Source organism: Streptococcus sp. HMSC10E12 (assembly GCF_001807855.1).
In the GTDB taxonomy this organism is placed as follows: domain Bacteria; phylum Bacillota; class Bacilli; order Lactobacillales; family Streptococcaceae; genus Streptococcus; species Streptococcus salivarius.
This window is the reverse complement of record NZ_KV791087.1, coordinates 227,766-241,765: the sequence shown is the minus strand read 5'-3', so window position 1 is coordinate 241,765 and position 14,000 is coordinate 227,766. Positions and strand designations below refer to the sequence as shown.

The 14,000-nt window shown below is 39.5% G+C and carries 14 protein-coding genes; 1 reads left to right on the top strand and 13 read right to left on the bottom strand.

Translation table 11 applies throughout. The features are described 5' to 3' along the window. Positions 1 to 399: 399 nt before the first annotated feature. The 10 genes from queF to HMPREF3112_RS04255 all read right to left on the bottom strand — a co-directional run bounded on the left by queF (position 400) and on the right by HMPREF3112_RS04255 (position 9,612). The gene (queF, locus tag HMPREF3112_RS04300) at positions 400 to 891 is read right to left on the bottom strand and encodes a preQ(1) synthase (RefSeq protein ID WP_003097375.1); all 492 of its coding nucleotides are present in this window, start codon (positions 889 to 891) and stop codon (positions 400 to 402) included. Positions 892 to 1,013: 122 nt separating this feature from the next. Beyond that, positions 1,014 to 1,730 carry a 7-carboxy-7-deazaguanine synthase QueE gene (queE, locus tag HMPREF3112_RS04295; RefSeq protein ID WP_004182409.1) on the bottom strand — a complete coding sequence of 239 codons (717 nt, stop codon included), beginning with the start codon at positions 1,728 to 1,730 and terminating at the stop codon, positions 1,014 to 1,016. Further along, positions 1,723 to 2,166, bottom strand: a complete 444-nt coding sequence (gene queD / locus HMPREF3112_RS04290) for a 6-carboxytetrahydropterin synthase QueD (protein WP_070438336.1) — start codon at positions 2,164 to 2,166, stop codon at positions 1,723 to 1,725. The genes queE and queD overlap by 8 nt, the downstream gene beginning before the upstream one ends. After that, a complete protein-coding gene (queC, locus tag HMPREF3112_RS04285) occupies positions 2,166 to 2,819 on the bottom strand; it encodes a 7-cyano-7-deazaguanine synthase QueC (protein WP_004182086.1) in 654 nt (217 codons plus the stop codon). The genes queD and queC overlap by 1 nt, the downstream gene beginning before the upstream one ends. A 174-nt stretch (positions 2,820 to 2,993) precedes the next feature. Next, on the bottom strand, positions 2,994 to 3,374 hold the full coding sequence (locus HMPREF3112_RS04280) for a RidA family protein (protein ID WP_002891112.1): 381 nt from the start codon (positions 3,372 to 3,374) through the stop codon (positions 2,994 to 2,996). Positions 3,375 to 3,482: 108 nt separating this feature from the next. Further along, positions 3,483 to 3,890 (bottom strand): hypothetical protein, encoded by a 408-nt coding sequence (locus HMPREF3112_RS04275; RefSeq protein WP_048675578.1) that lies wholly within the window; start codon positions 3,888 to 3,890, stop codon positions 3,483 to 3,485. A 26-nt stretch (positions 3,891 to 3,916) separates the two neighbouring features. Continuing rightward, on the bottom strand, positions 3,917 to 5,263 hold the full coding sequence (gene asnS / locus HMPREF3112_RS04270; protein ID WP_048675576.1) for an asparagine--tRNA ligase: 1,347 nt from the start codon (positions 5,261 to 5,263) through the stop codon (positions 3,917 to 3,919). A gap of 36 nt (positions 5,264 to 5,299) precedes the next feature. Further along, on the bottom strand, positions 5,300 to 6,481 hold the full coding sequence (locus HMPREF3112_RS04265) for a pyridoxal phosphate-dependent aminotransferase (protein WP_070438333.1): 1,182 nt from the start codon (positions 6,479 to 6,481) through the stop codon (positions 5,300 to 5,302). 4 nt (positions 6,482 to 6,485) lie between these two features. Continuing rightward, complete coding sequence (locus tag HMPREF3112_RS04260) at positions 6,486 to 6,968, bottom strand: cell wall elongation regulator TseB-like domain-containing protein (protein WP_048675572.1); 483 nt, start codon at positions 6,966 to 6,968, stop codon at positions 6,486 to 6,488. Between the two features lie 157 nt (positions 6,969 to 7,125). Continuing rightward, entirely contained in the window at positions 7,126 to 9,612 is a 2,487-nt protein-coding gene (locus tag HMPREF3112_RS04255) for a bifunctional DnaQ family exonuclease/ATP-dependent helicase (RefSeq protein ID WP_070438331.1), read from the bottom strand. Between the two features lie 95 nt (positions 9,613 to 9,707). On the opposite strand from HMPREF3112_RS04255, the gene HMPREF3112_RS04250 reads away from it, so the two are divergent. Next, positions 9,708 to 10,343: an MBL fold metallo-hydrolase gene (locus HMPREF3112_RS04250; RefSeq protein WP_070438327.1), complete on the top strand. Its 636-nt coding sequence runs from the start codon at positions 9,708 to 9,710 to the stop codon at positions 10,341 to 10,343. Positions 10,344 to 10,435: 92 nt separating this feature from the next. On the opposite strand, the gene HMPREF3112_RS04245 is transcribed toward HMPREF3112_RS04250, so the two are convergent. From HMPREF3112_RS04245 to HMPREF3112_RS04235, 3 genes are read right to left on the bottom strand one after another with little or no spacing between them, the layout of a single operon-like run. Next, positions 10,436 to 11,392, bottom strand: coding sequence for an ABC transporter permease (locus HMPREF3112_RS04245; RefSeq protein WP_037600844.1), 957 nt, complete (start codon positions 11,390 to 11,392; stop codon positions 10,436 to 10,438). Between the two features lies 1 nt (position 11,393). After that, the gene (locus HMPREF3112_RS04240; protein WP_048675557.1) at positions 11,394 to 12,461 is read right to left on the bottom strand and encodes an ABC transporter permease; all 1,068 of its coding nucleotides are present in this window, start codon (positions 12,459 to 12,461) and stop codon (positions 11,394 to 11,396) included. Then, positions 12,454 to 13,992: an ABC transporter ATP-binding protein gene (locus HMPREF3112_RS04235; protein ID WP_004184111.1), complete on the bottom strand. Its 1,539-nt coding sequence runs from the start codon at positions 13,990 to 13,992 to the stop codon at positions 12,454 to 12,456. The genes HMPREF3112_RS04240 and HMPREF3112_RS04235 overlap by 8 nt, the downstream gene beginning before the upstream one ends. Positions 13,993 to 14,000 lie beyond the last annotated feature (8 nt).

The following is a 14,000-nucleotide window of genomic DNA, read 5'->3' as shown; positions in this document are numbered from 1 at the left end:
CCATGAGTTATAACTATAGTTATTAGAATAACCACGTCCATAATAACTATCGGCTTGTGCATGATTGTTGCCAACTACTGTTGGTGCTAAAATAGCTGCCCCTAGGACAGCACATGAAAATAATCGTAAACTCTTTCTCATTGTCTTTTCCCCTTTTAAAAAAAATATACCTTTTATAAGCAATCGCTTACATTTCCATTTACACTTTAATTGTAAGAAATAAAACTTCTATTGTCAAATTATTTCAATAATAGAAGTTTCTCAGACTAAACCAATAGAAGACTAACAAAGACCTAACTTTCTTTGTGAAAAACGGTTAGGCAAACCTCTTTTAGGGCTTAAAGGCAAGTGTTTAAACAAAAAAAGCCCTCTATTTGTATAAGGACTTTTAGCGTAACATTAACGATTATCAATATTTTCTGGGTAAAGATCGTGATTAAAGAGACGTTGCTCAGCCATCTTCTCATACTTTGTTTCAGGACGACCATAATTATAATAAGGGTCAATCGAGATACCACCACGAGGTGTAAATTTACCCCAAACTTCCAAGTAACGAGGGTTCAAAAGCTCCACCAAATCTTTACCAATGGTATTAATACAGTTTTCATGGAAGTCTCCATGATTACGGTAACTAAAGAGATAAAGCTTTAGAGATTTAGACTCAACGCAGAGCTGGTCTGGAATATAAGAAATATAAATACTTGCAAAATCAGGTTGCCCAGTAATAGGACAAAGTGATGTAAATTCTGGACAGTTGAATTTGATAAAGTAATCATTATCAGTATGACGATTATCAAAAGACTCCAAGACTTGTGGAGAGTATTCAAAAATATAAGGTGTCTCCTTATTACCAAGGAGAGTGAGGTTTTTCATTTCTTCTTGTTGTGACATTTTTCTTCCTTTGTTGTTAATTTTTCTAGACCTTTATGTGTTCATTTTTTAATCTAAATTTCTAATGTTAATCATTAAAAAAGTAAAAATACTATCAATTCTAAGCTTATAGAATGTGAAGATTAGACTCCGCGCTCATTATCATAGAGTAGAGTATGAAGCTGAGGGAGAACACGCACATTTCCCCACGAGTCGTCAGCGGCTACTGTCTCCCAAAGCTCTTTGAGGCGATCTAATTGATGTTGGACAATATTACCTTCTGCTTTCGGTTCAGGATTACCCGCTGAAAGAAACATGACATCTGGCTGATAACGTTCTTGAATCATTTTAGCAAAGGCTAAATCATCATCGTCGAAAACAGGAACCTTAAAGGTAACTTTATCAGGATCAAGTTGTGAAACAATAAAGTCAAGGGTTTCCATATTGACTTCCATCTTGGATGATGGTGGTTTAGGACTTAAGGTTACTTGATCAATATCCTTTAACCACTCCTGCCAGCGAGAACCCTGTGTCTCAACGGCCAAAGTTACTCCTCTAGCCTTGAGTTTTGAAACGAGTTCTGCCATATTTGCTGCTAAAAGAGCTGGGTTCCCTCCAGACAGAGTAACATAGTCGTAAGTTCCTAGCGCATCCAAAGCTTCAATAACTTCATCAGCTGTCATACGCGTTGGCTTCTCTGACCCATCCCAAGTAAAGGCAGAATCACACCAATCACAATGGTAATCACATCCTGCCGTCCTTACAAACATGGTCTTTTGCCCGATTGCTCGACCTTCTCCTTGAAAGGTTGGTCCAAAAATTTCAAGCACAGGTAGTTTGAGTACACGTTCTCTAGTCATCCAACCACTCCCGTCTAAACTCTGCAAAGGCTGTTGGTGTTTCATAAAGACGCACATATTCCAAACGAAGTCCTCTCTCCTCAGGCAGATGTTGACTCGTTATCTGAAAAATCCAGAAAACCATATTTTCCGCAGTTGTGTTCATATAAGGCAGAGTCTCATTGAGATAACGGTGATCTAAGTGAGGTTCCAAATGGTCCTTATAAATGCTCTTTAGATCACCAAAATCGAAGGTCATGCCACGCTCATCCAAGTATCCACTTACTGCAATCTGAAGATGGTAGGTATGACCATGAAGTGATTTGCATTTGCCTTCATAATTAAAGAGATGGTGGGCAGCATCAAAAGTAAACTCTTTAGAAACCATTGTACGGTGAGGATTGTAAACCAAGGACTCACCTGTTTCTTTTTTGATTTCTTTCGGTGCAAAGAACATTAAGCTTCTCCTCTTTCCGCTAGATATTTTTCAAGGCCTTTTTGACGCAAGTGACAGGCAGGGCATTCCCCACAACCAGTTCCAATAATACCGTTATAGCAAGTTAGCGTTTTTTCACGAACATAGTCAAAAGCTCCTAGTTGGTCAGCCAAAGCCCAAGTCTCAGCCTTATCTAACCACATGAGTGGGGTTTGGATAACAAAATCATAGGCCATGGCAAGATTAAGTGTGACATTAAGCGATTTGACAAAAACATCACGACAGTCTGGATAACCAGAAAAATCTGTCTCACAAACACCTGTAACAATGTCAGTGATACCACGTTGCTTGGCTAGAACAGCTGCAAAAGAAAGGAAAAGATGATTACGCCCGTCCACAAAAGTATTAGGAACTTCACCTTCTTCTGCCTCAATCTCAATATCAGATGTTAAGGCATTTTCAGTGATTTGACCAAGCAAAGACATGTCCAAAACATGGTGTTTAAGCCCTTGTTCTTGCGCAATCTCTTTAGCTACTTCAATTTCCAAGCTATGACGTTGGCCATAAGCAAAAGTAACTAATTCAACTGTTTCATAATGTTTTAGCGCCCAAAATAGGCAAGTAGTAGAATCTTGACCGCCACTAAAGACGACCAAAGCTGATCGACGTTTCATAATATTCCTCTTTATTCATGATGTCTGAGACACATAAAAAGGCCCCTTGGGGGAGCCAAAAAAACGCCAGTAATGGTTTTTTTTAGCGATGGTGTCTCCCAAACATCGAAAATGATTTATCTTTAATAGTCTATCACAGTTAAGAAAAAAAGAAAAGAGCCAAGGCTCTCTTCATTAATCAATCTCAGCGATAACTTCGATTTCAATTTTAACATCTTTTGGCAAACGTGCCACTTCTACCGCAGAACGTGCTGGGAAATCAGATGTAAAGGCAGTTGCATACACTTCGTTAAATGGAACGAAATCGTTAATGTCACTTAGGAAGCAAGTTGTTTTAACAACGTGATCAAAGTCTGTACCTGCTTCTGCCAAAATAGCACCAACATTTTTAAGAACTTGTTCTGTTTGTTCTTGAATTGTTTCACCAATGATTTCACCTGTTTCTGGTGACAATGGTACTTGACCAGAAGCGAACAAAAGGTTGCCTACAATTTTACCTTGGACATAAGGTCCGATTGCTGCTGGTGCTTTATCAGTATGAATAGTTTTTGCCATGATAGTTCTCCTTTGACTAATATGTTGCTATTATAACAAAATATTCTGAAAATTGAAACATATAATTCCAAAAAGAAAAGAATCAGCGCTAGGCTAATCCTTCTCCTACTATTTCAGATACTTTTTGACATAGCTATAATAGTCTGGTTTGTCTTTTTTATTAAGTGCAAAGAGCATTTGACCCTTAAGGGGCTCTTTCTCATCATTTGGTTCTAGAAAGAGAGCAACCTCTTTGGATTTAGTTGGGAAAAATACTGTATAAGACGTCTCTTTTCCCTGATCTTTTACTTTTAGCGAATAATAGGTAAAGTCATCCTTAGACTTGGGACCATCCACTGTATAGTTATAATCCTGCTCACCAATCTTGACCTTATCTTTCTTGAAGACAATCGTATAATCCTTCTTTAAGGCATCTTGTGCCTGCCATTCACCCTCTAGTGAGGGAGTAGTCTTGCTACAAGCTACCATCGAAACCATACAAAGTAAGGTCAAAAGACCAAGTAACCATCTTTTCATACTTTTGCACTCCTAAAGAATTTTACTTATGGTTTGATACGGTGCAACATACGTGGGAATGGAATAGCTTCACGGATGTGTTTTGTTCCAGCTACGAAAGTAACCATACGTTCAATACCGATACCAAAACCACCGTGTGGTACTGAACCATATTTACGAAGGTCAAGGTAGAATTCGTATTCTGAACGGTCCATTCCGAGTTCATCCATTTTAGCTACAAGAGCATCGTAGTCATCTTCACGCATTGAACCACCGATGATTTCACCATAACCTTCTGGAGCCAAAAGGTCTGCACAAAGAACGCGCTCAGGATTACCAGGAACTGGCTTCATGTAGAAGGCCTTAAAGCTTGCTGGATAATTAACAACGAATGTTGGAACACCAAAATAGTTAGAAATCCAAGTTTCGTGTGGAGAACCAAAGTCATCTCCATGTTCGAGGTGCTCATAATCTGTATCTTCATCATTTTCATGTGCTTGAAGAAGGTCGATAGCTTCATCATATGACACGCGCTTGAATGGCTCAGCAATGTATTTCTTAAGAAAATCTACATCACGTTCAAGGATTTCAAGAGCTTGTGGCGCACGATCAATAACACCTTGAATAAGAGCCTTAACATAAGCTTCTTGCAAATCAAGTGACTCATCATGTGACAAGAATGAATACTCAGCATCCATCATCCAGAACTCAGTCAAGTGACGGCGTGTTTTAGATTTTTCGGCACGGAAAACAGGACCAAAGTCAAATACACGACCAAGAGCCATAGCACCAGCTTCAAGGTAAAGCTGACCAGATTGGCTTAGGTAAGCAGGTGTACCAAAGTAATCCGTTTCAAACAATTCTGTTGAATCTTCAGCTGCATTTCCTGACAAAATTGGACTATCAAATTTGATGAAACCATTTTTATCAAAGAATTCGTATGTTGCGTAAATAATCGCATTACGAATTTGTTGAACAGCCATTTGTTTACGTGAACGCAACCAAAGGTGACGATTATCCATCAAGAAGTCAGTTCCGTGTTCTTTTGGTGTGATTGGGTAATCATGTGATTCACCGATGACTTCTACTGCTGTCACATCCAACTCGTAACCAAATTTTGAACGTTCGTCTTCTTTGACCACACCAGTCACATAAACTGATGTTTCTTGGCTAAGACGTTTAACAGTATCAAATTTTTCAGTACCTTCTTCTTCACCGTATTTTTCGATGAAGTTAGGTTTGAAAGCTACCGCTTGGAAGAAGGCAGTTCCATCACGCAATTGAAGAAAGGCCAATTTCCCTTTACCTGATTTGTTAGCTACCCATGCACCGATAGTGATTTCTTCGCCCACGTGTTTAGGCACATCAATAATTGAAACTAATTGTTTAGACATGTAATTACTTCTCTTTTCTTTTGATCTATATTAATTCTATTTTTCCATAAAGGCTTTGATTCGGCGGACTGCTTCTTTCAAAGTATCTAAGTCTGTTGCATAGCTAAGACGAATATTTTCAGGTGCGCCGAATCCTGCACCTGTTACCAAAGCGACTTCAGCCTCTTCAAGAATAGCGTTTGTAAAATCATTAACATTTGTGTAGCCCTTGATTTCCATCGCTTTTTTAACATTAGGGAAGAGGTAAAAGGCACCTTGAGGTTTGATGACTTCAAAACCAGGCACTTCAGCTAGGAGTGGATAAATCGTATTCAAACGTTCCTCAAAAGCTTGACGCATTTCTTCGATAGAAGACTGATCACCTGTTAAGGCTTCAATAGCAGCATATTGAGAAACTGCTGTAAGATTTGATGTCGTTTGACTGATAATCTTAGCCATACCTGAAATAATTTCTGGATTTCCGACAGCAAAACCAACACGCCAACCTGTCATAGCATAGGTCTTGGAAACACCATTAATCACGATTGTTTGCTTACGAATGGCATCTGAAAGACTTGAAATTGGAGTAAAGGTATTGCCATTATAGACCAAACGGCCATAGATATCATCTGCTAAAATCAAAATATCGTGCTCAACCGCCCAGTCACCGATTGCTTGCAATTCTTCCTTGCTGTAAATCATTCCTGTTGGATTTGATGGAGAATTAAGCAAGACAACTTTAGTTTTTTCAGTGCGAGCAGCTTCAAGTTGTTCAACTGTTGCTTTAAAGTGATTAGCTTCAGTCGTTTGGAAAGTGACTGGAACACCCTCAACCATTTTAACTTGGTCTACATACGAAACCCAGCAGGGTGTTGGAATAATGACTTCATCACCAGGATTGATGACCGTAGCAAAGAAAGCATATAAGATAAACTTCGCACCAGTGCCGACAACAACCTCATTTGGTTTTACAGCATAGCCATAGAAGTTTTCCATGTAAGTGCTAATCGCATCCTTAAGTTCTGGAAGTCCAGAAGCTACGGTATAGAAACTTGCCTTACCATTTTCAATAGAGGTAATAGCAGCATCTTGAATGTTCTTAGGTGTTACAAAATCTGGTTCACCAAGTGTCAAACTCAAGATATCACGTCCTTGAGCTTTAAGAGCTTTAGCACGCGCACTGGCAGCTAAAGTAACACTTTCTTCCATTTGTAATACACGATTTGATAATTTTGTCATTTCATTATAGTCCTTCCACTTTAATAACCTGACCTGAGATAAAATCAACCAGATAATACTGGGTTCCTGACTTCACTTCCCAAATAGGAGTTTTGCCATATTTTCCTAGGTGGACATAGGATATATCCTTAGCACCGTAGGCCTTAGCAGCTTTCTTGGCCACTGACTTACTAATACCATCCGATTGCTTGTAGATATCAACCTCACCTGAATCATGACTCACGATAACAGCTATTTTCTCACCTTGACCAGACTTTCCAAGAAGTCCGTAATAGGTAGCCTCACCATGGTAGATATCAAATTCAGTAACAGTCTTAATATCTGCTTTGCTCTCTGCTATGGCAATAACCTTCTTTTCAGCGTCTACATAAGGCTTAGTCGCTACAATAAGAATAGCAGTCAAAGAGGCAATTAAAGTCACAACGATTACAATTATTCCAAAAATGAACTGTTGCTTTTTGGTCCAGGGTGAACGTTGTTTACGCATAATGCCTCCTAAAAAAGTTTCTGAATTTATTATATCAGAAAATGATAAATCTTTACATAGCAATATAGCTAGTATTGAGCAATTAAGTCTATCTTTTTTATAAGTCAGTAAAATTTATAAAACCTAAGTAATCTTAGAAAAGGTTGGTTTTAAAAAGTTAACTTTCTTGTTCTAAGAAATCCTGAATATCCTCTTTGACTTCCTCGAACTTAGCGTGCTTAAGCGCAACTTCTTGTGTCACTTCTTTTAGAAATAGTTTTCCATAACTCTTAACGAGCGGGCGATTATCCATAAGAAGAATAGTCGAGCGCTGTTCTGGACGTCTCTGAGCACGCCCAATAGCTTGTTTAAAACGTAAAACCGTCATGGGAAGACTGTAACTATCAAATGTGCTCTTTCCTTGCTTAGAAAACCAAGATTCAATCTTTTGATAGAATGGATCCTTAGGATTGTCAAACGGCAGACGTGCAATAACCTCAATTACCCTATCTTGTTGGGCAAAGTCCACACCTTCCCAGAACGACCCCATACCCAGAAGGAGATTGGTCTCACCTCTATCAAAACGTTTTTTGACATTAAAAGCAGTCCCATTTTTCTCTTGAGTTAGGTGACGAACTTCCCTATGATCCAATAAATCTGAAACAGCCATCATACTCTTTCGAGACGTGAATAGTACTAAAATTGGATATTCCATTTCAGATAGCTTCTGGAGACGCTTTGCAAGAGCAACTTCATACTCTTCCTCAGAAGCAATACCAATCATAGGCATACTTTGATCAATCCAAATAGCTTGATTGGGTAAAGTGTCCATTGGGAGGCTAACCTTGCGTACCTGTTTTAAGCCCAACAAATCAGCCACATCAACATCAGGTCCTACATCAATAGTTGCTGAAACAATTATCACTTTTTGGGCACTTGGTAGATAAGCTGAAAGTTCTAAGAGCTCTTGGCGTGATGCCTTTAAATAAGTCACACGATGTTCCTGATAATAGTCTGTTTCAAGCCAGAAATGGCTGTAAAGGGGTGTCTTCAAGGGAGACAACATCTCCATCAAATCACTTTCACCCTCCAGTTCAGAAATGGTTTGTAGCAAACGATCTAATTGCTGGCGATTATACTGCTTCTGAGGAAATTGTTGATGTTCTTGGATTAGATGGCTAACTTCAAACTGCAGATTTTCGAGCAAGCGTTGTTGAAGCAAGCTTTGACTACCACTATCAAGAATTCGATGAATATATTGCAACAGGACAGTAAGATTGACTTGATGACGTGAAAATTGTTCTAAAGCCAGGACCATCTTTTGTCCCTCATCAATCACAAGAGTTTTTCCTCGAACAAAATCATAATCATCTTCCATACGCGTCAACAGATAAGCATGGTTGGTCACAACTACCCTAGCTTCCTGGGCTTTTTGATAGGACTGTTGCCAGAAATCATATTCGGCAAAAAGACTGTCAGCTTTTAACTTACCATCGTGCTTAATCTCATCAAAATAAGCCATATAGCGCTGTTTTTGTCTGATTTCGTCAAGATCCCCTGTCTCTGTTTCAGTCAACCAAACCAAGAGTTGCATTTTATAACGATTAACCAAACGGTTACTATCCTGACGAAGTAAGGTTTGGTAGAAGGCATCTAACTTGATATAATTCTGAGGTCCTTTGAGACTATGAAAGTTAATATTAAAGACATCCGATAATGCTTTAGCTTCTTGATTCATAATCTGATTTTGAAGAAGCTTGGTTGGAACAGCTACTACTACTTTATCTACATCAGATTGTGCTAACAAGGGAAGCAAATAGCCATAGGTTTTCCCAATTCCAGTCTGAGCCTGAATCATGGAAATAGCAGTATTATCAAGCTCCGTCCTTACTGCCTCAGCAAACTCTCTTTGTTTAGGTCTTGACTCTAAATCTAAGAGAGCAATATTGGTAGCAAAATCTTGAGACAGTTTTCGTTCCGCCTTATAAGCCACAGGTCTACGAAGAACAATTCCGGATTCTTCAAGCATGACATATTCCTTTGAAAGACCTAAATTTTGATCTCTTATAGCATCACGAATAACCAACTCTGTCTCAAAAAGTAGATTATCTGAAAAAGTTAAAAGCATCTCAATGGTCTGTCTAGGTAGGCTGGCAATCTTATCCATCAAATGAAACAAAAGCTGTCCGGTCGCTCTCGCATCTTCAATAGCGGTATGGGCCTGAGCTAGGTCAAGATTAAGAACCTTGGATAAATGAGATAGCTTATATTGTTCTAACGTCGGATAAAAGACCTGAGCCAATTCGACAGTATCCACACGAGGAGTCCTTAGTTCGAAGCCCTCCATGAAAAGTGCCTCTGCAAGCAAATTGGCATCAAATTTAACATTATGGGCAACAAAAATACAGTCCTCAATCAGTTCAAAAATGGTTCTAGCAATTTCCGAGAAATCTGGGGCTTGAGCCAACTGCTGATCGGTAATCCCTGTTAAATGAATAATGTGATCATCTAGTTCTTGGTGTGGGTTAACATCACTCGCAAATTCGTCAATCACCTGACCATTTTGCATGATGACAATTCCCACCTGTATAATACTAGCCGTTGACGAAGCGGAGGTTGCTTCCAAGTCAACAATGGCATATTTATTCGTGTTTTTTTCACTCATAGTGACCTTATTATAGCATATCCAAAGCCTCAAAAAAAGACAAAGCCATCATTCTGATATTGGAAAAAGCCTGAAATTCGTGCTACACTAGAGCTATGAAAATAAGACGAATTTTAAATCCTGTTGCCCAGGAAAATACCTATATTTTAGAAAACGATACAGCCTGTCTAGTTATTGATCCAGGAAGTGATACTTTTAGTATCTTAACTGAACTTAAAGCAATCGACAAACCAGTTGCTGCTATCCTTTTGACACATACACACTACGACCACATTATGAGTGTTGAAGCAGTCCGTCAGGCATACAATCATCCTCCTGTTTACGTTGCTGAAGCTGAAAAAGACTGGTTGCTGAACCCTATCGATAATTTATCTGGACTACCACGTCATGACGATATGGAAGACGTTATTGTCAATCCAGCAGAATACTACTTCGATTTCACTCAGGACTATAACATCGAGGATTTCCAGTTTAAAGTTGTTCCAACCCCAGGACACTCTATTGGAGGTGTTTCTTTTATCTTTGATAAAGAAGAAACTGTATTTTCTGGTGATGCCCTCTTTAAAGAAACAATTGGACGCTGGGACCTTCCAACAGGGAACCACGAACAATTACTCACTAGTATTAAAGAACAACTCTTTACACTTCCTAACCACTACAGAGTTTTCCCAGGTCATGGATGGGACACCACTATTGGTCATGAGAAGGTCTTTAACCCACATTTTTCATAAGAATAAAAGCTCAGCAAACTATAAAGCTGGGCTTTTTACATGCATAAAAAAGAAGGTCTAAAGACCTTCTTACTTGAAATACTAGATTGTATTTATTTAGATTTGATATAGTTAACACCATCAGCTTTTGGTGCTACTGCTTTACCAAAGAATGCAGCCAAGACAATAATTGTCAAGACATATGGTGCAATTTGCAAGTAGACGTTTGGTACATGTGAAATAAGCGGAAGTTGTTTCCCGATAATTGCCAATGATTGTGACAAACCGAAGAATAAACTTGAGAGCATAGCTCCAACTGGATTCCAACGACCAAAAATCATAGCAGCCAAGGCGATGAAACCAGGACCTGCAATCGTCGTAATAGCAAAGTTGTTAGAGATGGATTGAGCATAAACTGCACCACCAACACCACCAAGGAATCCTGAAATCATGACACCATAGTAGCGCATACGGTAAACATTAATACCAAGTGTATCCGCTGCCTGTGGGTGCTCACCTACTGAGCGAAGACGCAAACCAAAGCGAGTCTTGAAGATAACCCACCAAGACACAACTGAAACCAAAATCGCTACATATGCAATCAAGGAAACGTTCGTAAAGAAGACTTTACCCAAGACTGGAATGTGGCTCAAAATTGGAAATGATACAGTTTTAAAGTTATGGCTAATAGCTGGTGTTTGGCCGGCACCAAAGATAACACGTGTCAGAAAGACTGCTAAAGATGGAGCAATCAAGTTCAATACCGTACCAGAGACAACATGATCCGCACGGAAATTAATGGTCGCAACCGCGTGGAGCAATGAGTAAACAAGACCAATAAGACCTGCTACAATTGCGGCAATCCAAGGAGTTGCATCACCAAAACTATCTGCAAAATTCAAGTTAAAGAGAACACCTGCGAAGGCTCCAATAACCATGATTCCCTCAAGACCGACATTTACGATACCGCCTCGTTCAGAGAAAGTACCACCGATACTTGTGAAAATCAATGGTGCTGAGTATTTCAGCATAGAGGCAACAATCAAGGCTAAAATTGTAATGAAGTCCATATTAGTTTTGTCCTCCTTTAGCTTTCACTGACTTTTGACGAGGGCGAACCCAATATCTAATAATATAGTTAGCACCGACAAAGAAGATAATCAAAGCAGATACAACGTCGATAACTTCAGGAGGCACACCAATCATACCACTCTTACCTACAGACAAGACACCATAAAGAAGGGCAGCAAACGGAATACCAATAGGTGAATTAGTAGCCAAAAGAGCAACCGCCATACCGTTCCAACCAATTGCCAATGAAGAGTTTTGAACAAAGGCATTTTGGAAGGTACCAAGTCCTTCTACTGTTCCTCCAAGTCCACAAAGGGCACCTGAAATAATCATAGACATGATAATAACACGTTTTGATGACATCCCTGCATATTCAGATGCATGAGGGTTAAGACCTACAGATGTAATTTCAAAACCAGTTGTTGTTTTCTTAAGCAAGAACCAAACTAAGAAGGCAGCCGCAAGAGCCAGGAAGAAACCAATATTGAAACGCGAACCACCAGTTATTTGAGATAAGTACTCTGTTTGATAACTAGCTGAGGCTACAACCTTGTTAGAAGCTTCTGAAGAACGCAACATATCAGCTGTAAACCCAAAGCGAATAATATTGTTTGCTACATACAAAATGATGTAGTTCATCATGATGGTAACAATGACCTCACTAGTTCCCAAGTAAGCACGGAGAATACCTGGAATAGCCCCAGCGATACCACCTGCAACCAGACCGATAATGACTGTACAGATAACTGAAATCACCTTTGGTAAGTCAGGGAATGACAATGCAAACCATACGGCAGAAACCCATCCCGCCAAGGCCTGTCCTGGCAAACCAACGTTAAAGAAACCTGCCTTAGATGCAACAGAGAATCCTAGTGCAATCAGAATCAGCGGACTCATGGCACGAAGAATTTCACCAATATTTTTCAATGAGCCGAAGGCCGTTGTGAAAAGATCATAGTAAGCCCAGAATGGATCGTAACCGAAAATCAACATCAAAACGGCTCCAATCAGCATTCCTAAGAGGACAGCAATTAAAGGAACTGCCCAATTTTGTACTTTTTTAGACATTTGCTTCCTCCTTATTCAATTGTCCACCAGCCATAAGAATACCAAGATCTTGCTTATTCGTTTCAGCAGGATCTAGAATTCCCTGAATTGCACCATCATAGATAACCGCAATTCTGTCTGACATATCAAGAATTTCATCCAATTCAAAGCTGACAACAATCACAGCCTTACCTTTATCACGTTCTGCGATAATACGTTTACGGATGTACTCAATGGCACCAACGTCAAGACCTCGAGTTGGTTGACTTACAATAAGAAGTTCTGGGTCACGGTCAATCTCACGAGCAATAACAGCTTTTTGTTGGTTACCACCTGACAATTCACCACCAGCAATTAACTCTCCTGCACCACGAACATCAAATTCTTTCATCAATTCACGCGCTTTAGCATTGATGACATTATAGTTCAAGATACCATTCTTAGAATTTGGCTCTTTGTAGTAGGTTTGAAGAGCGATATTTTCAGCAACTGTCATTTCAAGGACCATACCATCACGGTGACGATCTTCAGGAATATGACCAACACTCATTTCAGTAATCTGACGAGTTGTCTTATGAATAATCGATTCACCCTTGATGGTAATATCACCTGACTTAACTTTACGAAGTCCTGTAATCGCTTGGACAAGTTCTGTCTGACCATTGCCATCGATACCGGCAATACCGATGATCTCACCAGCACGAACATCTAATGACAGATTTTTTACAGCAGGTATTCCTCGGTTTTCGTTAACCACCAAATCTTTAATAGAAAGAACAACTTCTTTTGGATTTGAAGGAATTTTCTCTGTCTTGAAGGAAACCTGATGGCCAACCATCATTTCGGCCAAGTCAGCATTTGTTGACCCTTCAATCGTTACCGTATCAATTGATTTACCACGTCTAATGACAGTGACACGGTCAGAAACTGCTCGAATTTCATCCAACTTATGAGTAATCAGAATAATCGACTTGCCTTCCTTAACCAAGGTCTTCATAATGTTTAGAAGTTCAGTAATTTCAGACGGAGTCAATACCGCAGTCGGCTCATCGAAAATCAAAATATCAGCCCCACGATACAGAGTCTTAAGGATTTCAACACGCTGTTGAGCACCAACAGAGATATCTGCAACTTTGGCAGTTGGATCTACCGCAAGACCGTATCTTTCAGAGAGTTCAGTAATTTCCTTAATAGCCTTCTTCATATCAAGGACGCCACCAGCTTTAGTTACCTCACTACCTAGGATGATATTTTCAGCAACTGTAAAAGCTTCAACCAACATAAAGTGTTGGTGAACCATCCCAATCCCCAGTTTCGTTGCTTTAGATGGTGAATCAATCGTCACCTCTTGTTCTTTAACCTTAATGGTACCGCTCGTAGGTTGCAAAAGACCTGAAAGCATATTCATTAAAGTTGACTTACCTGCACCATTTTCACCGAGGAGGGCATGGATCTCTCCTTGTCTCACATCAAGATTGATATGGTCATTTGCCACGAATTCACCAAATTTTTTGGTAATATCGTGCATCTCAATGACATTTGGCTTCGTCATACAATCTC